This is a genomic window from Paucimonas lemoignei (assembly GCF_004342585.1).
GTDB lineage: Bacteria > Pseudomonadota > Gammaproteobacteria > Burkholderiales > Burkholderiaceae_D > Paucimonas > Paucimonas lemoignei.
On sequence record NZ_SLZQ01000010.1, the window covers coordinates 85,915 to 106,645 of the forward strand.

A 20,731-nucleotide genomic window follows, 5' to 3' on the forward strand; every position below is an offset into this window, starting at 1 on the left:
CCATGTTCGTCTGGGAACAGGGAAAGGCATCCTGCAGCTAGGTCCCTCCATAACTTCAACTGCTTTAAGCGCGCTACTACCTGCGCAAGTGAAAGCAACGCTGCCGGGGTGCACGGTTTTCCATTCAATGTCCGCACCAGGTATTGATAGTTGCCGGGTACCGGGAAGGGAGTAGGCTCACAGCGGGTAGAAAGCGTCCTATGTCCAGCCTCGTCTACAAGGAGGGTAAGCCTCGCGTGGACGGGATCAGAAAAATCCGCGTCCAAGGTAAAGCGCCCAATTTCTCTGGCCTCTTGCCTTCTTCGGTCCCAAGTAATGTCGCGCACCGCTCCCCAGAACGGAGTTTGATATGCCTCCAAAGTGCGCCCGTTTGCAATGAGTGCCCTGAACTGCCCTAACTCCTCGATAAATCCAGCGGTGAACCGGGTGAATCGGGAGTAAACTGCGCGAGAGACGACTTCGAACCCCGAGTTCTCGTCTACACCCAAGTCGGCTAACACGCTAGATAGGGTGATCTCGTCCTTATAAGTTGGGAAGGCGAGTCGCTTAGAATATCCGATTAGCTTTTCGTGATCTGGCACGGCGGGGAGGTGAAGCACGCGGCAGTCTTTTTTCCCCCGGTGTCGCTGTACACTCCAGTCCCTTACATGGGCCCACAATGTCGGAAGATCATTGCAATCTAGGTATGGGATGTCAAGTGGCTGAACAAGCTCTGCAAACCGCCGGCGGAAGTTCCCCTCGTCATAGGTTGCTTCGTCGGCACTCGCAGCAAGTAGCGTAAGGTACAGTGGGGCGAAGACCGAGGGGATTTTCTCTTTCGCGCTCGCTGCCTTGACCTCGCCCGTCCAGCGGAATCGCTTTCTCATTTCCCCGGACGTCCTACCGAGCGCCGAGATGAATGCTTGGCGGGCCTCTTCAGGTCGGCACTCGGCATCGCCGGTGCATTTTTGTAAGAGCCGGTTCGAGGCGTTTATACGGCTAATGGGCGAGCTAATGCGCTCCAGATCCAAGAATACTTCATTTACAAGTACCTGATTCCAATCATTAGCCGACCATGCACGCCAATTCATCACAGTCAGCCAACCTGATTCGATAACCTGGTAGGTATATAGCTGCTCAACAAAATGCTATGCAAGACAGGTGACGCAGCTTTATCCTGCTTAGGAAACGGGTGTAAAAGGCGCTCCCGCTTCAAACTTGAATACTTCAAATAGCAGCGTGGCTGCATGGAATCCACTCCCCTGTTGCAAACAAGCTCGGTCCATTAACTCGCAATATAGTTATTGTAGAAATCTTAGGCGAGTAAAAGGAGGTCTTGATTGTAGTCGAAACATCACCTTTTCATTATACTTTTTAGCACATTTTACATATTTACTGTCTGTGCCGGCGGTTTAATATCACCTGACGCTTATCCTGTTAGAGGTTCTCAGGTATTTTGTTTTGAAATAGACCGTTGCTGGGGCTGGGACACCATGGACGCCACACCAGCCAGTGGCGGCCCGTGCTCACAAGGACCTGAAAATGCTATTACATCCCTTCGTAATCGGTGAAAAATACCGTCGTCCGCAGCTGCTTGAGTTCTTAGGTAGTAAGCAGCAGATGTCTGGCGTCCTTTGGGGGAATATTCAGCCCGGTTACTTGATTTGTACCTCTGGCGGTCGTCATGGCAAGCAGGCAGGATACAAGGACGAAGCGTTGGCCGACGGGAGCTGGTGGTACTTTGGGCAGGGTAAGCAAGGTGATCAGCTGCTAAAGAATGCCGCCAATGCACGACTGGCTAGCGAGAATCTGGTAATACTTCTGTTCACTACGCGCGAACCAACGGCCAAGGAAGTCGCCCAGCAAGGCGGATATGGAAAACTGATGCGGTTCGAAGGCTGTTTTTGCGTGACCGGCTATGAGCATTTTGTACCAATAGAGGGACCAAGGAAAGGGGACCGACTAATCCGATTCAGGCTGGTCCAAGTCGACACTGAGCAAGCAACCCTTAGCTGGGCCGATGAGACGCAGGAGGAAGGGAATTTGTACTCTCTCCGCGAAATGCTTAACAAGCATATCAAAGAGCTTCCTGAGAAGTCTGTCGGTACGAGGGAATTCTGGAGGCGTAGCAGAGAGATCCGGCGTTATGCCTTGCGGAGGGCGAATGGAATATGCGAGGCTTGCGGAGAACCAGCGCCCTTTAAGGACCAAGCTGGCTTACCTTTCTTGGAAGTGCACCATCTCCATCGGCTTGCCGACTCAGGGCCAGATAAGCCTGGCAACGTGGCTGCCATTTGCCCAAATTGTCATCGCCGCGCGCATCTTTCCTTCGATCGAGCAAGCTTTAACAAGACTTTGGAAGAAAAAGTTTGGGCGGCGGAGAGCAAGATATTGGCAGATTCTTCGCGGGGAGGAACAAGTAATCAAGTCAATGATTACGACTTGGCGCGAGACTTGTCAGCGCCAAGCTCGGTGTGAGTAACGAGGGATACACGTTGCGATTTCTGCGTCAATTTGCTTACCCAAACTATGCCTGTAGCTTGGTCGACAATAATAGTTATTACATTTGGCTCCACGAGGTAAGGCCGCAACAGTTGGATTCAAAAGAGTTAGCACTGGGTGCCTTAGATTTTCCTGGCACGGCTTTTAAGAATTGACGTAGTGGGTAGCGTATGTTTTTTTGCGCCACAATTCGCGGTAAATGAAGCGCAGGGGCAGCAAATAATGTACCATTTTGCCCAGTTGAAATTTGCTAGTGCGGTGGTCGGGCCCTTGGAGAAACAATGAATCACATCGAGCTTTTCGCCGGATGCGGAGGCTTATCCCTTGGACTCAAGTCCATCAATTCGAGGCTTTTACTCGCTAATGAGCTCTCACCGATGGCGAGCGAGACCTTTGCATACAATTTCTTTCCCGGGGAAGATCTTAGTGCAATGGCGCAGAATCCGAGCTCTTCGGGAAAACATCTAAAAACAAAATGGCTTAGTAGTAGGTACAAGCTAACGGAGTTGGCCGCACGTCTGCGTGAGAACCCCCATCAATATCCCCCGCTGGGTGAAGGCGAATGCGACCTTCTGAGTGATGGGGAGGGACTGGAGGGATCTTTAGTCGTCGGTAACATTATCGAACTGAACAAGTGGCTAAAGGCTGAACCGAACAAGCTGGCCCTCGAGCGATTGCAGCAGGGGTTTGGAGACGGGCATGTCGACCTTGTGTCAGGTGGCCCTCCGTGCCAGAGCTTTAGCATGACCGGCATGCGAGAGTATGCGAATTCGCGCAATGTCTTGCCCTGGGAATTTGCCAAGTTCGTCGAGCTGGTCCAGCCCAAAATAGCGTTACTCGAGAACGTGACTGGTATCTTGCGGCCGTTCCAAGTTGACGGCAAAAGAGTCTATGCATGGTTCGAAGTTGCACAGGCTTTTGCCGAGATCCGAAAGGATACGAGCAAGACTATGGTTGAAGATGATGGTGGCTACGTGCCTTTGTGCTTGCATGTCAACGCAAAGTACGCAGGAGTCGCACAAAATCGGCCCAGGTTCATCATGCTAGCCTTCCGAAGGGACGTCTTCAGGGTGCTCAAAGCAAGGTTGACTGATCCGAATCAGGACCTTTTTGCGTCGTCCGAAGATTTTTTCAACAAGGTTAGAGCAGGTAAGACTGTCGAGGTGAAGGATCTGAAAGTTCACGATGCGGATAAAGAACCACGCATCTTTGATGGCACTTTCCTCCAGTCTCTCGTAAATCAAAATCCGATCCCAGTAAAGGATGCTATCGATGACCTTCGAGGACCGGGCCTTGCGAAATCATCGTATGTCAAGGAAATCAATGATCTACTGGGAGCTTGTCTGGAGACGAGATCAAGGAAAAACCATGTTCATCGTGTTCACGGGCTTGAGGTCCAACGTCGCTTTCGCATTTACCAAGTACTCAACGAGGTGTCGCTCGAGACGTCCTTGGAAGTCCTAAGGTTGTTGAACCGGAGGGAGAAAACACTCAGTGCAAGGGCATGGAAAGAGTTGCAGCCGCAAGCCTTTTACGTTCGCGAGGGTAAGCCTTTTCGCCAATTCTGGAAAAAAGATGAATTGGTGGAGTTCCTACTTGACCACCAGACTGGAAAACACTCCCAAAAGGCCCTTCGAGCAGACCAACCGGCGCCTACCGCGTTGTCGATACCGGACGACGCGTGCCACTACGATGAAGCAAGTTTACGCACCTTGACTGTAAGAGAGATGGCGCGTATCCAGTCTTTTCCGGATAACTTTACGTTTCGCTCTAAGCCAACAACTGGCGGAGACCAGCGTAAGTTCGAGGTTCCCCAATATACGCAGGTAGGTAATGCCGTTCCCCCTTTGCTTGGGCATGCACTTGGCCAGGTAGTGAGGTATTTATTAGGCCTGCATGGAGGAACATTAGAGACAGAGGAATCCGCAGCCATCCGACTCGAGCTAGAAGAAATGGTTTAGGCGCGGACTTCGCTCTCTTGGCATCAGGTTGTGCCTAAGCCTAACTATCGAGTAAGAGCTCGCTAGCAATCTGGGTTCGGTGATTGTGCATAGTGCTCACATTCCGCTTTCAAAACGCATGAAACGCAGCCTCCTGCATTGGTCCTGCATTGGAGAGCGGCAAAGTCAAGCATCGCCCAGTTAAGTAAAATGGGGTCGCCGGTCCCCAGCACTGCGTGGGCAATTGTATGCAACGGTCTGTCATAGCGGATGTCGGCTTTTTCCGGAGTGATCGCGAAATACCGCCGTAGCAACCGTGCCATGCTCGCATCCAGAAGAGGGGCTCTTTCCTTGTGCTCGAAGAGCAATACGGCGCTAGCAACATATTGGCCCACTGCCGGGATCGATTCTAGTTCCTCGCGTGTCAATGGCCATGCTCCTCCGCGGTGAGAAATCTCCTTTGCGAGCGCTAGCAAGGAAACGGCTCGCCTCCTCCACAAGCCTAAGGGCTTGAGCAAGGCGCCGATCTCGTCCTCGTTGCTCTGGGCAATTGCATCCCAGCTAGGGAAGGTTGCCAAAAATGTGGGAAGAAAACTTGAGACCACCCCCGCCTGAGTACGCTGAAGCAGAACTTCGGACACAATCTTGATGTAATTAGACACATCGTCCGTGCGCCAGTAAAACTTCCTCTGGTTAAAAGAAAACCACGCCATTAAACCAGTTCGAAATCGTGATACGTCTATATCTTTAGGAGCAGCATAGAAAACGGGTACGTTTTCACTATTCCGCATAATCTTGTATTCCTTCGCACAAGCATAAGAAATTGCAATGCTTCAAACCTTGTACCTATTCGGAAATTAGACAGCATGCTTTTCCGCAGTTTCCCTAGCCTCATTGTTTCTTCGCTTTTTAGCGATCTTAGGCATTTTGCCTTTGGAGAGTTAGTAGTGCATGGAAATCGGAAAATAGAATAAAGTTATAGAGCTTTCGATATTAAATCGAACTAAATCCTGCTTGTTTTCAGTGGCCCTTCGTCCACAGTTCCATTTGTATTTATTCATGGAAGCTGGAGCAATAGCGCTATCACTGAACTAGCGCCGCCAAGCATCGTTCCGTTTGCGGCGAAAGCACCACGTCAACGGCCATAATTGCACGAGTAAGGCCAACAAAAAGCTTGCGGCGTTCCAGCGGGGTTAGCTCTGAGAAATCCAGTTCGCTTACGATAACGGCGGGCGCGCTCTGGCCCTTATAGCGATAAACGGATTCAACTAATAACTGACCAGTGGTCCAGACAGGATTGCCGTTACGATCGTATTTTCCCGTGAACCGTCTTGTGGAAAAGTTCCCGATCCATTCCGCGGATAGCAGTCTAGACTTTGTGCGGCCACGGCCAGTCAATACGACGATATCGTCAAGTGCGAAGCCCTGCCTAAGTAGCCCTTCAACCGCATCTGCCGTCTGGGTAATCAGCTCTTCATCGGTTGTAAAGACGTGGAAGCTGGGCAAAGCGCCGTGATAAGGGCTTTTGCTCTGAATCGATGACGAGGCCAGACCAAAGGCATTAATCATCTGGCAGATGGCTCGTGGTGTACGAAAATTGTCCCGGCAGTTGATACTAATGGCATCCGTCAATTCAAAAGCCGGACGGTCATAGAGTCGCTGATCGTCGTCCTCCATCAAGTAGAGTTGGCCGTCCGGCTTTAGCTGGGTAACTAGGCTTTCTAGCCAGCTTGGCTCAAAATCCTGGCCCTCATCGATAATAAGGACATCGAATTGAGGCGAGAAGCTTTCACTGTCCGTTAAATATTGTTCCGATACTTTTTCGAAGACCGTGGGATCGGAGAAGTCTGGCTCTCCATGCTTCCTCCGAAAATGCTCGACGCATAGCTCGTGAAAATTGGCGAGATGCGCGCGAGCGGGCGCAAACTTGCGTAGGTGATCCGCCAATGGACGGTTGAAACAAATATAGGCAGGAACTTTGCCGTCAGCGATTGCCGATTCCATCAAGGTCAAGGCAAGCTGGGTTTTGCCCGAACCCGCGGTCGCCTGAATGCGATAAATTCCAGCCGGCGACGAAATTCTTGGCACCCACGAAGCGAGGCCATCGGCAAGTTGGCGGACCGTGCGCTCCAACTGGTCGCGCATCGTACCAATGTCTGCAGTTACCTTAAACTCGTTGCGAAGAAACTGCCGTAGCCTTGGCATGTCGCTACAGCCTCTTCCTGCAGAAAGAAACTCTCGCACCATAGTGCCTAAGTGGGGATAGCGCTCCGCGTCAACGATCCGATCGCGCGGTATCGATACCAAGTGAGCATCGCCTAATCGGTAATCCGGAATGACTAGGCAATTCGATACGAATGCATCAAGGCTTGCTTCCTGAAGCCGGTTCAACATGGCAGCAAGTTGGACACGGCACTGCCGGCTTACATCATGCTCTCTGGTGCTGTACAACTTAAAGATGCTGCCTTCGCGCAGAATGACATCGCCAGCCTTAATTTCCATCAGCAGGATATTCCCCGTCGGCCCAAGAACCACAGCATCAAGCTCCCCGTACCTGTCCTTGTCACCCTGTAGACTGTGAATTGGAACACTATGGAAAACCTCAAAGCCATCGGGCAGGGAATCATGGAGCCGGGAGATTACCTCTAATTCACGGTAGAGCCCCATATCTTGCCTGACGGAGGGTAGCTCGCTGGGGAAAAGAATCGCCATATTTTGTTAGTTTTTATGTGCCGAGGGAATGCCAGTAATTATGTAACTCGATTCAATATTCTGGAACGATTGTATATTCCATGCAATTGTCCGCCTCTAATTTACTAAACAGGCATTATTATGTCTGGCTCATCGTATGAGCCAGACATTGTTTATGATTCTCATATTGGGCTAATGCCCCTAGTCAGTACTACAAGTTACGTGGTTTGTTAGGGAGTTGGCGATCAGGTTAAACCGATAGGCGTTTAGTTCGTAATAAAATTTTTATTTAAACGGAAGTTAGGCTTAGCTTTTTATGAATGTCGCATTTTTATTCAATTCTGACGATCCCTCGCTGGGTGGATACTACGGGCCTCCCGTAATGAATTTGGTTTTAGGCGCAGGCGTTATTCAAGCCGCCAATCGCAGCATGCGCGTATCTGTTGGGGATATATTGACGTATTCAGCAGCTTCTCAGAGCCGTACGCCGACATATGAGTATCTAAAAAAGTTATGTAATGCTGTTTACCAGCCAATAAAATTTGATAGATTGAATCGAGACGAGCTATCTGCAACTTTTACAACAGCAACGGTCTATTGCTGGTTATTCCAGAACATTACTGAATCAATTGCGCAGAGCCTGCATGATCAACTGAGAGGCAAGGATTCATATCTAGGCGCCATGGACGTCGATTTTTCGCTACCACTTCATTTAGCATTCTTCAGGAACAAGCTCATTGAAGCGTACCGCTTACGCGGAACCGAATGCGCTGTTTTTTTCGATATGGGCATTAATGAAGATCCTGACATTGTTGTCAAAGAAGGTTTCGAGGAGCATGGATTCAAAGTTTCCTACGAAGATCAAGGAGCCCGAAGGACAATTTTTGACAACTATGACTCTCTTGAGCACTTCAAAAGGGTTGAGTCATTTAAGTCATACTTCTCAAAACTTCCCGGTCTCGATGCCGACTATGCATCAGATTTGGCGCATAGCTTGGAAGAGCTTCATCCAAAACTTTTCGATGCCTTCGCTGCAGCTGCCCGCACTCTGGAACGAGCCGAGACGGAAGAAGACCTTGCCCAAGCGGCGCTCTCTGGCCGCCGCCTGCTTGAGAGGGTGGCTGACTCCCTCTTCCCCCCTCAGGACAAGGATTGGAAAGGCCGCAAAGTCGGAAAGCCCCAGTATAAGAACCGACTTTGGGCATACGTAGAACAAGCTTTAAGTACCAACAGTGCACCTGACCAAGCGATGCTCGACCGCTTAGGTAAAGAAGCAGACCGACTCATCGACTTGTTCAATGCTGGCCTCCATGCAAACCCGACACGGGAAAAGGTCGAACTTGCTTTCCGCGACTTGGTAATATGGCTTTCTAGCGTTATCAACCTTAATCCTGCCGGGGCCAGAGATCCATACATACCTTATGGAGATGAACTCGAATCATTCTTGGGATCCGTATTTTCAGATACAGGGGACGAAGCCTAACAATTCGCGTGCAACCCGATGCCGATTTGCGGCGAGGCTTAACTCAAGCGTAAGCCTTACATTACGATGACGCACCAAAAATTGGACAGTCAAAGTGTTTTTTTATCTACCGCTGGGACTGAAAGCACTAGTCCATATAGATCATGTAAAGCGCTCAACATATTCTCTTTTCGATCATTCACAAAGGCCAGATGGCTATCCCAAACGGGCGAGTCAGGTTTGGGAACAAAGTCGTAGGAAGCCCAATACTTGTTGCCGTCCGCACTTCTAAAGAACTCCCGAGGATGGCGCGCTCGTTTGTAGTTATTGACCTCGGCAGGCATGGGCTGGAAGTTCCACAATACGTCGACTGCTTCCCGATAGGCTTCATCTTGACCTTCGAGATTAACAGGGAAAATATGGTCTACTTGAGGTTTGTTGTCATGAAAAATATAACTGCGGCTTGGCATCAGCACCTTGGTAGCAAGCCAGGGCTGGCTTAGTAACTGGTATTCGTGCAATTCGCCGGTACGGTTTTTTTCGATAGCGATCTGACGTATCTGCTCTAGAGGGAATGCGTTGCCTGCCTTGCCTTCTGCCATAGCCTCGCGTGCAAACGCATTGACCATGGTTTGAGTATTCCAGTCGCAGAACTGCGACAGCAAAAAGTATTGATGGATCGGCTGCAACTCAGAGGCTTTCATTGCGCGAATACGCCACTCATGGCAATTTCGCTTCCGCTGAATTAGAAAAGCTGCAATGGGTAATACCGCGAGCCAGCGCGGCACGATAGACGCATGATTAATATTCAACAGCCCTTTCAAATAACCAGAAAACACCTCGACCAATGGTTCAGTGTCTTTCTCAAGCACATTCTGAAAGGCCTCAATGTCAGAGTTCTCCAAGCGTCCTTCATCAATGCGAATCGTGTTCTTAACTAGCAAATGGAAGAACTGCAGTATTGCAGTAGAAGAAAACTTGATACCCCCACTTTGATTGCCAATTTTTTTGGAAAGCGCCCAGAGTTTTTCCTCGTAATCCGACTGGACAGCCTTAATCTTTCCGAGAACAAGCTCCAGTTGAGTAAGCGCCACGCCGCCAGTATTCAAGCGACGGAAAACCTCGTTTACTTCTTTAGGAGTATCGGCTTTCACTGAAAAGTAAGCAATGGACTTGATGTTGGTATCGACAAAAATATCCCACAAGGCGCTCAAGTTCCGACGAACTCGCAAATTCAATTCCTTGCTTTCTCCCGCTGCCGTGAGCGCACGTACTTCAAGATTGACCTTTTCTTCTGGATTGCATCGCATGCATGCTAGTTCAGTCATGCGCAAGTAGTGAGCTTCCGGCGCTGCGTCTGCATCGCGAAACAAGAATCCGGTTTCATCCGATTCGGCGGTATTGGAATCGAACAACAGGTCATAGTGAAGTACGCGGCCGTTGAAACGATGACGCAATACCGAGTACAGGGTTTGCAGACGCTGTTGGCCATCGTACACCAGTGCTTTAGGAGCTCCCCAAAGTCCTTCGTCTACTTGATAAGCAAATTTTCCGGGTGCGTAGTCGCCAACGAATCGGCGATAGGGTACCTTTTGATCAGTTTCCCATAGCACCACCCCTCCAATAGGGTAACGCTTGAGGAGTGAGTCGAGCAACAGGCACACATAGTCCTCGGACTCATGACGAGCCCCCCACACATATTGCCTTTGTACCTGCGGTAGAAACCACCCGTTGTTCGGAGCATTAAGCTTGTCGAGTGCTTCGCGAACTGAAATGCCTGCGTATGACATGATTCTTTTTCTAATAGTTATTCAATGTTTTTGAATTATTTAATGACTACTTCGGATGCATAGATCGAGGTTTCCGAATTTAGCGATATAGGTCAATTTTAGCGCTCATCTATCTTTAGTGAAGAAATGATATGACCACGAATATATAGCTATAACTATTGGCCATGTATCCACTCCTTTAACGATAGCCTAGTAAGCTGCGAAGTCTGTGAACCGCTTTACTTATTCGAAAAGCAGTGCGTATGTATCATGGACCATTCCGAGGTTCACGAACGCTTTTTCTGCCATTCTGCGATTTTTAGAAAAACAATGTTTTGGAAATCAGGGACTAGATTATGTGTTTTGGCCTCATCGAGTAATGGCACAATCTTCCTGATGAATGCATCCAGCAAAGCGCCACCAGTCTCAGTTTTTGTGTCCATGTACAGGTCGAGCTCAAAACTTTTTCCGCCGAGCGCGTTCGCAGAAAAATTTGTACTTCCGAAAATGGCGCATTGTGCATCTTTAAACTCTTTTCCTTTGCCGCTTAGGCCGAGAGCCTTTGCATGCCATTTCTTTACCCCCCAAAATTGAATGGTTGGTGTAATAACCGGCGGGCTCGGTTTTCTATCCATGTATTTCCGTTCTGCCTGCACATAGAGATTGGCTAGGTCGTCTGCGACCTTGTGAGTAGTCAAATATTCATTTTCATCATACTTGAAAGAATCCGGCGATTTTCCTGGATTTGACTTCACATATTCTTCTCTAGCCCTATTCACTGCATTGAAATCGACCCACACCCCTACCCATATCACCAATTCGCGATTCTTACTTTCGGCAGCCCATTCAATCAGTGACAGCAGCATATCTGCTGCTATATCGTTCCGTTGGGCTGAAACATTGCCAGTTAGAAGAAAAATCCTACCCTCCGTTTTTTGCTTCACGATTGTCGAGAGCTTTTGTTTTGTTTCAGTATTGGTGGGACTTTGGGTTAGAAATTCTAAAGTCATTGTTCTCTCGTTACAGAATATAGGGCACCATTATTAAGAGCACTATTATAAGAAGGTGTATATCAATGCTAATTCGAAGGTAAACTTGATGGAGGCATTTTTACTTGAATACCACTTAGCCTTGTATTAGAGTTTTGACGTTTTCAGAGCCAATCATTCTATTCACGAAGCGCTTTTCGGCTATTTGTGAAAGTTTGAAATAGGCTGGAAGCCGTCGTTTATATATATGATTTGGCTAGGCGAAAATGAACCGGTAAAGTCGCCGATTATTGCCGGCTCAAGATCGCGGCTACTTTGATGCGAATACACAGGAGAGCTTTCATGACGGTAACCGCTCTATTAAATACCAAAGCGTTAATCTTCACTGGTATGGCATGTCACCTGCATCTCCTGCCGCGAGGGCAGAAGTCTTGATGCCGCTTCTATTCGGTCAGAAAAAGAACCCGATATGAGCTCGAACCGGATGCTTCTTTTTCGTAGTTCGTCCAGATACCATGCGTGTTGGTGCTCCCTGAACTCGCTGTTCTGCCTGGTCCCATCCTGAACAAATGGGAAATCTGGGGCGCAGAGAAAAACGTGGTCATACTCCCGGTTTGCCAGCTTTCGCAGCTCTTGATCGGCATTGCCAAACAGCGCGAGACTATAGAACAGCGTGGTAAGCGGCGAGGTATCACAGAAGAGCCACTGCGTAGCTTGCTGTGATTGCGCTACCTCGCGCGCCACCTGTTCGCGTGCAATCGACACCATGTCCGTCGTCTCCAGCTTGCCCTGTTTCTGCAGCCATAGCTCGCGGCCGTATTCCGGGACCCACTTGGTGGCAAAGCGTGATGCCATTGCTGCTGCGAGTGTTGTCTTGCCACTGGACTCACCGCCAAGGAAGCATACACGCCTGATAAAGCTGGCATAGACAATGGGGGACAGGAAATCACGATAATAAGTCGGGTTCTGTCGAATCGCCGAGCCCGAGATTGGAATCGCGGTGCGGGACTTGTCCACACAGACATGGGTTACCTGATTTGAGGAACCTGTTCGGGCGCTAAAGTAATGGGACAAAGTCTTGGCAAAGCCATCGCCATAGTTTTCACTCGTGAAAACCGCATCAACCGTGTGTGACAGGACTTCCCAACAAAGCCAGCCGACGAACTGCCGATGGATCTCGTCTCCCGCATCGTTGTCCGGAATTTCCTGAAATAGAAGCCCACGTTGTTGACAGGTATTGCGCAACGATTCATCGTCGATGACCAGCATCTCAATGCCTGGGAACAGGCTCTTGAGCCAGGTTTCACGTGCAGCCCGACCACAATGTTCAAACCCCGGCTTGGTATAGCTGATGACAGTAACCCGCTCACAGGCCTGCAACGCACGGTTGATGAGCAGCTCATGACCCTTGTGCAGCGGGCAGAATTTGCCGACCACAAGGCCTCGCTTAAATTGCTTTGCTTGATTCATTGTCAGATAGAAGCAGTGTTTGCTACCGATCGCTGCCACCAGCGCCATGAGACCAAGGCATTGATCCAGTAGCTCGCGTAAAGAAATGAAGTCAGATACAGTTCGCGGCTTGCATAGAGCGGAACCGCAATGGAATTGACCACTAGCCAGAACGCCCAAGTTTCAAGACGTCGTTGCATCAAAAGGAGCTGGGCAACCACGCTGAATACCAATACCGCTGAATCGACGAATGGCGCATAGGCATCGGTAAAGAAGTGCAATAGTGCGCCGTAGCCGGCTGTGGCAAGCAATCCAACAGGAATTGTCCAGGCCAGCTTCTTGAAATCGGCACGGGAGATGCGAAGCGCATTTCCCTGGGCGCCTTTCATCCAATGCCACCATCCCAGGACGCTTGTCACGACAAAGAAAATTTGCAGCACAACATCCGCATAGAGCGAGGCCTGGAAGAACAGCACGGCAAACAGAAAGCAACCCGTGATTCCTGTCCACCAGGTATGCACGCTGTTTCGGCCGGCAAGCAGGATGGATATGGTCGCCATGCCATTCGCGGCGATTTCGAGCGGGCTCATTATTCCATTGCTCCATGTAGGTCTGAGGTGTATTGAATGGTCTTGTCCTCCGATTGCAGCACGCCGACGTGGACGCCTGCAGTGCCGAAAAGAGGAAGCAAGGCGCGGCGTGCTTCGTCCGCCAGGGTCATCGCGCTGGCATTCAGGCGCAGCATGACTTCACCATTGCCGTATTGGTGAAAATTGAAATGGGGGATCGGCAGGGACTGGAGTGCATGCGTGACGTCGATGTTGTTTATCCAACTGCCATTAGGCAGGCGGTAACGCACCGGGCTTCTTCCTGACAAGCCTACCAGCACGGGCGCATCCGACCCGAACGACAGGGATGCGAAGTCGCCGGTACGGTAACGCAATAGCGGAAGACAGAAGTTGAAGCCCCCCGTCACCGTGATCTCTCCCCGGTCGCCTGGCGGCACCGGTTTGTCTTGCTCGTCCAGAATCTCGACGTAAAGATGCGGTTGTAACAGCACATGCCCGCCGGCGCGCGCATCGAATACGCCGACCGGTCCGACTTCGTTCAGCGAATAGATATCCAGGACTGGGCAAGCGAAACGGCTTTCCAGTTGCTCCCGGAGCGCCGGAAGCAGCGTCATGGATACCGACATCATCACGCGCGGCCGGTGGGTCATGGGCAACTTAAGTAGCTCGGCAAAGGAGATCGGGTCGCCGGCGATGACCTCCGGTGCCATTGCGTCGAGATAGCGGGCACGATCATCCGGATGCTTCCAGTCGTCAGGATACAGATTGATTTTGGCGAGGCCTGATTCATCCATTGTCGGCGTGACCGACACATATGTAAAACAGCGGCGCTGGAAACCGAGCAGCATCACGCCGACCTGGCCCCTACCATGGGTAAGCTCGATGCCGAAGCGGTCCATCGCCCGTTTGTGAAACGCCAGATAACGCCCGGCTACGGCGGGGTGCGATGCGATCAGCAGCGGATGGCCGGTGGTGCCGGTCGTCCGGAAGTTGATCATGCGGGTCAATTCGACATGATCCGGGACAAACGCGGCAATATCGCCTGCATAGTCGGCACGGCTGACAGTCGGCAGATCGATAAAATTTACCGGAGGAGATCCTAGCCCGCGGTAATGTGGAACTGTTTGAAAAGTTCGTGCCATGAATTCTGGCAGCCAGGCGGGCAGTCCGTCGCGCGGCCACCCCACCGATGCTTGCCGAATCGTTTTTTCAAACTGGCGGATGTCGTCGACTTCCGTTGCCGTCAACCGGTTACCGCTCTGGTTCCGGTAGATCGGCGCCGCAGGATGCTCGCGCATGAACTCGAGCATGCGCCGCCCATGGTCAGTCAAGGTCGGGAAGCGGTCCGCATCAGTTGGCTCGATGTTCATCAGTCGCGCGTCCATTTGTCTGCGGACTCTTCAGCGGCTTTTCTCGCCAGCGCTTCACGAATAGAGCGCGCCCGCTCTTCGGCAGCACGGCTAGCCTCGAGCAGGCGCCGTCGCTCGGTACCGCTGATGCTGGACAAGCGGTCCGTTGCCTGGGCAATCGTTTCCCCCGCGGGCCGATAGTCCAGTCTTGCCAGTGCCACGCGGGCCAGTTCCTCGCGACGGTCCGGATCGTTGACGAACTGGTGCGCGGGTGTTGCCGATGCCAACTCTGCGACGGCATCATCGAGCACCTTAAGCAATTCAGTTTGTGCGATGCGGGTCTTCACGAACCAGTCGTCGGCGAGAAGCCATGCCGCAATCATTGCTAATGCAAGGCGATTGCGGTCGGTTTTTGCATCGCGGCTCTGAAAGCGTGCCAGCACTGCATAAGATGTCTTGGTGCCGTTCATCTTCAGCACATCGTTGATCAGCGCTGCGACATGAATCGCCCCTGAGGAGCCGATGCGGGGTTCGCCAAGAAACTCCCGCGGTGTTTCCGCGAGACGATGGGTCAGCACTTCAAGATCAGGGCCAATCTGGTTCATGGTTCAACTCGCGAATTTGGCGAACACCTGGGTTGAGGGACAATCCTGGCAGACTGCAGGGCGACAATGTTTCTGCCGCGACGAGAATATCTGCGGGAGTGCCAGCAAATCCGATACATTTCTTATTTCCTGAAGCGGGACGCCGAATTCCGCCGCCGTGAAGTTGCAGGGAGAGAGCAGACCCTTCTCATCGATGAACAAAAAGCGTTGACCGGGGCTGCAATCCGATACGGGAAGCGGCCGATCTGCAGCGCTGGACTCGATTCGCTCCAGATAGGAAGGGCTTGCACATAGCCGGATGCCCCGAGAGACAAGGCGTTTTTGCAATGCCGGTACAAGGCGCCCCAACGCTTCGGCATCGGTTCTGGTAAGCCGATGTGCGGAAAAGAATTCCGGGCGGTCGCGGCCTCCCAGCTGATTGAAGGTGATCTCGTCAATTCCCCAGGAGGCCAGTTCATCGCACAGTGCTTCGAATTGGCCAAGATTGTCATGCATCAGGACGACATTAGCGCGCAGCTTGAGCCTGGATTGTGTGGCATCACGTTGCCTGGCCAGCGCGATGATCGACGCCCTCAACCGCTCCCATCCCCCTTGCCAGTTGCGCACGTCGTCGTGGAATGGGGCCAGGCCGTCGACGCTGACGGTCAATTCCGTCAACTGTTCGAGAATGCCGTCACGCGTTTGCTGCAGGTGCAAGGTCGTGCCATTTGTAGTGGTACTCACCGCGATACCGAGCGTGTTGTTGAGCCACTTTGATAAGCCGAAAAACGGCTTCCACAGCAAGGGTTCCCCGCCGATCCAGCTCAGCAAAACCTTATCGCCGGACGTTTTCTGGTAATCGGCCAGAATGGGCGCAAAGCGCTCCACCTGGTCTGCTGCGACGTCGCGACGCGCAAAAGGCAAGCGCCTGTCGTATGCGCAGAATCCACAAGCCAGGTTGCAACGCTCGGTAATGCGCCATACGACAATCATAGCGTCCCGCCTTTTGCCTGGGTGCTGAGGCCTGCATAATGGCGGCGGCTGAAAGCCCGCGCGAATTCAACCAGGGCTTCGAACTTCGAGACGGCATGGATTTCCCAATTTTGCTCGCGTTTGGCGCGTTTCAAGTCAGCATAGGCTTGCTGCATCCAGCCGTTGCCTTGTCCGTGCTCCCAGTCCTCCGGGAGATTGAGCGCCATGGTCCCGCCGGCACCGCCAGCAGCCAGCGCTGCTGCTGAAATATCCCAGCCGCTGGCACCTTTTTCATCCTTGTCGAACATCGTGGTAATGCCGTCGTCCGAAATCATCAGGATATGGGTCGGCCGCTTTCTCGGTTCCCGAAAGGTGTCGCGCATCCGGTGTATGGGGAAGCAGGTGGCGCCTCCATAGAAGCCGGTCAGTACCCGCAATATCTCGTCCTCATCGCGAACAAAGCCCGGTGTATGTATGAATTGGTTCTTGCCGCTCCAGAGCGTTACCTGCACGGTAGCGCCTGCACGCAAGGCGGACAGCGCAATGATGGCGCCGGCCAGGGCCAGGTAAGACGTCTGTACTTGCGGATTGGGCATGGAACCGGAGCTATCGACGTACATGTCCAGGTCGACCGGTGTATGGTGCCCGATGACGCCCGGTTCCTGGCCATACATCCGCCTGACGGTAGTCAAGCCGGGGATTGGACGCGGGCATTGCATGACGGTCTGGAGCCAATCGATTTCGTCCAGCGGGTCGCCGATCTCCCATGGTTCCAGGCCTTCGAGCTGCGGTTCCGGAGACGCGGGCAGCAGCTTGGTTGGAAAAGGCACCAGATGCGGAAGGGCGCGTTCCCGATAGTAGCGCATCGCGATCTCGTGATCAGACAGCTTGATGCCGGCTGCCTTGAGGATTTCGCCATATTCGAATGGCTCCCGCATTTGCCCTTTCGAGGGCGCTGCCGGCGATCCAATCGGTTCGGTCTCTGGCTCATCCAGGCCCGAGATGCGCCGGTCATGGACCGGGTGAACCGCGCCGTCGATCTCGTCTTGCTCAATCTCCTGTGCGCCATACGGATTGCATCCGTCGGCCGCATCCCTGGTGTCATGCAGGTATTGCATGGCATCCCTGGCTTCAATGTCGTTGACCAGATAGGGCAGCAGCAAGCTGGCAAATTTCCCCGCGCCGTTCATCCATTCACCGGCATAGACGCGAATCAGACGGGCGCCAAGCCATCCATCCGCGTCAAGCCGCTCGTCACAGCCCTGGCTCCCGAGGCTGCCTTTATCCAGCTTCCACAGATTTTCATAGATCCGCAGATAAAGCGTCCACACCCCTGCCTGGCGTGTTGCTGTTGTCCCGGCCGCAGACTTGGCTAGCAGGCGGTAGATGTCCGCCATGCGCAGGTCAGCTTGCCGTTGCAGGCGGTCGTTGATGAATAGATCGGTATACAGATTGGCGACAAGCGGGGCATGTTGTTCGAGCGTGGGCAAGGCGCGGCGAATGCGGGCCAGTAACCGGAACTGATCTGTCGCGCTGCCGGGTGCTAAAACATGATGACCAATCTCATGCGCGAGAATTTCAACTGCGTAATCAGCTAGGCCAAGAGTGCGCACCGTCTCCAGATCGACAACGACGCTTTGGTCTGCTAGCCGGATCATGGCAAAGCTGCCGCTCAATCCCTCCTTTGCTGCTTCCAGGCGGCTTTCGCATAAACGGGCATCGCGCAAGCGCGTGTATTTGCTCCAGGTTTCAATTGCCTGCGGCCAGGCCGCACGCCAACGGTCGATCAAGGCCGTGTTAGCAGAGGAAACGGTATCGGCTCGTGTCATTGCAGGGGCAGCAGGCGGATTGCATGGGTAAAGGGTGACGTCACAGCGACCGTATGCGTGTTATGTGCAATTGAAATGTGCCCTTCGGGCAGGTCGAGATCGATTTCTCTTTTTCCGACGACGAGGCGATTTCTGCTCAGCACCACAGCCTTGGGAAAGCTGTGGGCTTTTGCATGGTCGAATTCCTCCCGCGACGCTGCGTGCAGCACTGCGCCAAATGCATCGGCAACCAGGAAGCTGTAACGCTCTGCACTCTTGACGAAGAAGCCCTCGGGACAGGCCCGCACTTCCGGTGGCTCATCAAATTCGCCTCCAAAACCGGTAAACCGGCCGACTTCGATGCCGGGATGGACGGCACTCCCTTGGATCGGTCCGGGTGTCCACCATGGATCGGCAAGCAGTTTATCCTTAACGTCTGACCACGATGCGCCACCGCTGCTACCAAGCGCTGCCAGCGCGAATTGTTCCGGCAGCAGATCTGCCGCCTGGATTGCCCCAAGGCGGAAATGGGCAACCCCGCAACGCCAGGCCAGAACCTGGCCCAGTGCCTGAAGCTGCGGCAGCGATTCAACCTGGGATGCCAGTGCGCCCATCTCCCGTATCCATTGATCGGGTCGTGCATTGCCCACCTTGCCGATGTTGACTGCGGCATTACTCATGGCGCCCAATACTTCTACGGGGTGGGCTGTCACCAGGCGGGGGTAAGCAGGGAGTATCTCCTGCCAGACGCGGTTTACCAGCGGACTACGTGCCTTCGGTCCGGCCAGAGCCTGGCCTACCAGCTCCAATGCCATGTCGTAGGCGACCAGCACCGTGGTGCTAACGCGCTCGGGAGCGAAATCGGCGACAGCAACCACCAACTTGTCGATTCCCGTCTGCAGGAAGTCGGCGAACGCCCCCGTATCAAACGCAGGATAGCGGCGACGGGCTTCCGTCACGCGCTGGTTGAATTGCGCACGGCCAGCCGACAGGACTTTGGCGAAAGGTTCGGAGATCGCCATTATTGGGAACGCAACCAGGCCAGGTAGTTGGTGTAACGCTGGTGCAGGTATTTCAGCTTCAGCAAGTCGTCATACAAGTGACCGTAAAGCTTGCGCCCTTTAGTACATTCCGCCACCATTTTCTCGATCTTCGACAAACGGGAGAGGGTTTCCCGTTCGCTGACACCATCGAGCCCTTCGGCAAATTCCTTTGCCATTGCACCGATAGGGTCATGGCGATCGAGATCGAGCCGGTTGAATTCGTCATTGGAGAGATCAAACAGCCGGCGCAGCCAGCTCAGACGGTCCGTGCGGTAGGGCGCGTTTTCCGGCAGACTGAAGAAAGGAGCGTCCAGATCGGGTTGCAGCTTGTCGTGCAGGACAAAAGGCAGGACCTGGCGCACATCTTCCAAGTCGACAGCGCGCATGCCGCGGAAATAGGCCAATGCCTTGGCATAGACCAGCAAGGTCATCAGATTACGTACCGAGATGCCGTTACGGGTCTGGCACCCGAGGTCCTTCAGCCTATCCCGCCCGTTATCGGCAGCGACTGCCAGCCCCCAGTCGACACCCGACAAACGCGCCGTGTCCTTTGTCATGTATTCGAACTGTCCGCCTGCCGTCTCGAACAGCTCGAACTGGCTGGTGAAGAATTCGAGCCGGCGACGTACTGCTTCCGGGATTTCTATCTGGCGAATTTCTTCGCCCATGCGGTCGACGTCGTTTTCAGTGAAGATGATTTCCCGCGGCACCAGCTCTTCCGGGCGCAGGTTTTCCTCGATGCGCACCAGCAGGTCATTCAGGAAGCGAGGATTGAATGCCAGGGCCTGCACGATGACATCAATGCGGTCGCGCAAGGCCTCGATCACCTGGTAAGTGCCGCCACCCTGATCATCGTTGGCAGTGAGGTACCACGCCGATTCGGGACACTCATGAATATGGTTGAGCACTTCCGCATAGTTGTCGGCCATAACGGTCAACAAGGCACTTTGGGTTCGGGTGGGAATGCGGTTGTATTCGTCAATGATCTTGACCCGCATTGACAGCCAGGAGCGCCAGGCAATGCGGATCTCATTCATGCTTTGGGCGTTGACCAGGTCTGCCGGCAGCGGATTGCCGAGCAGATCGGCAATTGTCATTTGTGGATGACCATGCTGCATCGATCGCTTGACGTCACGAATCGATGCGCCGGACAACACGCCCATCAGGATCGCGCTGGCCGTCTTGCCCCGCCCGGGCCCGCCGACAAAAAGGCATTTCTTGCGTGTGGCGAAGGTCAGCAGGGGCAGGAGGATATAGCTCGAATAGCTTTGCGCGGAAGGCAAGGTCAGCGTGCGCTTGCTGTCGCCGACGGTGAAGGTCTGGGCCGGGCCATCGTTGTATTCAATATCGTAGTGCGGACTGATAATGGCATTGTTGACGATCCAGAAATACGCCTGGCGCAATTTTTCGTCCAGTGCCTGTTCAGTTTGCTCGCCTGCCGTACCTGTCTGGATCGGGCCTTGATAAAGATCCGCTACGTCGAACTGCCGGGGCTTTGGCGCAGTCTTGGGGTTGGTAGGCGCCTGTGAAATGCGATTGAAGAGATTGAAAGGTGACATTGCAAAGTCCCGGTAGTGAAACTTGGTGAAAAGCAGTGTACTCGACGGTCTGATACGGGCTCAACA

The 20,731-nt window shown here is 52.8% G+C and carries 15 protein-coding genes; 3 read left to right on the forward strand and 12 right to left on the reverse strand.

The genetic code is table 11. The features are described from left to right. The first annotated feature begins 1,521 nt into the window (after nt 1-1,521). Both EDC30_RS14800 and EDC30_RS14805 read left to right on the forward strand, forming a co-directional pair. Complete coding sequence (locus EDC30_RS14800; RefSeq protein WP_132259622.1) at nt 1,522-2,457, forward strand: HNH endonuclease; 936 nt, start codon at nt 1,522-1,524, stop codon at nt 2,455-2,457. Nucleotides 2,458-2,762: 305 nt separating this feature from the next. Further along, nucleotides 2,763-4,442 (forward strand): DNA cytosine methyltransferase, encoded by a 1,680-nt coding sequence (locus EDC30_RS14805; RefSeq protein ID WP_132259623.1) that lies wholly within the window; start codon nt 2,763-2,765, stop codon nt 4,440-4,442. Between the two features lie 62 nt (nt 4,443-4,504). Here EDC30_RS14805 and EDC30_RS14810 read toward each other — a convergent pair whose 3' ends face one another. Then, nucleotides 4,505-5,212, reverse strand: coding sequence for an endonuclease III domain-containing protein (locus EDC30_RS14810; protein WP_132259624.1), 708 nt, complete (start codon nt 5,210-5,212; stop codon nt 4,505-4,507). 292 nt (nt 5,213-5,504) lie between these two features. After that, nucleotides 5,505-7,088 carry a nuclease-related domain-containing DEAD/DEAH box helicase gene (locus EDC30_RS14815; RefSeq protein ID WP_243656803.1) on the reverse strand — a complete coding sequence of 528 codons (1,584 nt, stop codon included), beginning with the start codon at nt 7,086-7,088 and terminating at the stop codon, nt 5,505-5,507. Nucleotides 7,089-7,428: 340 nt separating this feature from the next. On the opposite strand from EDC30_RS14815, the gene EDC30_RS14820 reads away from it, so the two are divergent. Beyond that, nucleotides 7,429-8,595 (forward strand): hypothetical protein, encoded by a 1,167-nt coding sequence (locus EDC30_RS14820; protein WP_132259626.1) that lies wholly within the window; start codon nt 7,429-7,431, stop codon nt 8,593-8,595. 89 nt (nt 8,596-8,684) lie between these two features. Here EDC30_RS14820 and EDC30_RS14825 read toward each other — a convergent pair whose 3' ends face one another. The 10 genes from EDC30_RS14825 to EDC30_RS14870 all read right to left on the reverse strand — a co-directional run bounded on the left by EDC30_RS14825 (nt 8,685) and on the right by EDC30_RS14870 (nt 20,665). Further along, on the reverse strand, nt 8,685-10,364 hold the full coding sequence (locus EDC30_RS14825; RefSeq protein ID WP_132259627.1) for a DUF262 domain-containing protein: 1,680 nt from the start codon (nt 10,362-10,364) through the stop codon (nt 8,685-8,687). Nucleotides 10,365-10,630: 266 nt separating this feature from the next. Continuing rightward, nucleotides 10,631-11,353 carry a hypothetical protein gene (locus tag EDC30_RS14830; protein WP_132259628.1) on the reverse strand — a complete coding sequence of 241 codons (723 nt, stop codon included), beginning with the start codon at nt 11,351-11,353 and terminating at the stop codon, nt 10,631-10,633. Between the two features lie 354 nt (nt 11,354-11,707). Beyond that, nucleotides 11,708-12,850 carry an AAA family ATPase gene (locus EDC30_RS14835; protein WP_243656804.1) on the reverse strand — a complete coding sequence of 381 codons (1,143 nt, stop codon included), beginning with the start codon at nt 12,848-12,850 and terminating at the stop codon, nt 11,708-11,710. Next, the gene (gene pnuC, locus EDC30_RS14840) at nt 12,805-13,371 is read right to left on the reverse strand and encodes a nicotinamide riboside transporter PnuC (protein ID WP_341539872.1); all 567 of its coding nucleotides are present in this window, start codon (nt 13,369-13,371) and stop codon (nt 12,805-12,807) included. The genes EDC30_RS14835 and pnuC overlap by 46 nt, the downstream gene beginning before the upstream one ends. Then, the gene (locus EDC30_RS14845; RefSeq protein WP_132259631.1) at nt 13,371-14,735 is read right to left on the reverse strand and encodes an AMP-binding protein; all 1,365 of its coding nucleotides are present in this window, start codon (nt 14,733-14,735) and stop codon (nt 13,371-13,373) included. The genes pnuC and EDC30_RS14845 overlap by 1 nt, the downstream gene beginning before the upstream one ends. Next, complete coding sequence (locus tag EDC30_RS14850; RefSeq protein ID WP_132259632.1) at nt 14,720-15,304, reverse strand: hypothetical protein; 585 nt, start codon at nt 15,302-15,304, stop codon at nt 14,720-14,722. Before EDC30_RS14850 ends, EDC30_RS14845 begins: the two co-directional genes overlap by 16 nt. A 3-nt stretch (nt 15,305-15,307) precedes the next feature. Continuing rightward, complete coding sequence (locus tag EDC30_RS14855; RefSeq protein WP_132259633.1) at nt 15,308-16,276, reverse strand: radical SAM protein; 969 nt, start codon at nt 16,274-16,276, stop codon at nt 15,308-15,310. After that, nucleotides 16,273-18,084 carry a vWA domain-containing protein gene (locus tag EDC30_RS14860; protein WP_132259634.1) on the reverse strand — a complete coding sequence of 604 codons (1,812 nt, stop codon included), beginning with the start codon at nt 18,082-18,084 and terminating at the stop codon, nt 16,273-16,275. The genes EDC30_RS14855 and EDC30_RS14860 overlap by 4 nt, the downstream gene beginning before the upstream one ends. Then, entirely contained in the window at nt 18,081-19,085 is a 1,005-nt protein-coding gene (locus tag EDC30_RS14865; RefSeq protein ID WP_132259635.1) for a hypothetical protein, read from the reverse strand. The genes EDC30_RS14860 and EDC30_RS14865 overlap by 4 nt, the downstream gene beginning before the upstream one ends. Beyond that, entirely contained in the window at nt 19,085-20,665 is a 1,581-nt protein-coding gene (locus tag EDC30_RS14870; protein WP_132259636.1) for an AAA family ATPase, read from the reverse strand. The genes EDC30_RS14865 and EDC30_RS14870 overlap by 1 nt, the downstream gene beginning before the upstream one ends. Nucleotides 20,666-20,731 lie beyond the last annotated feature (66 nt).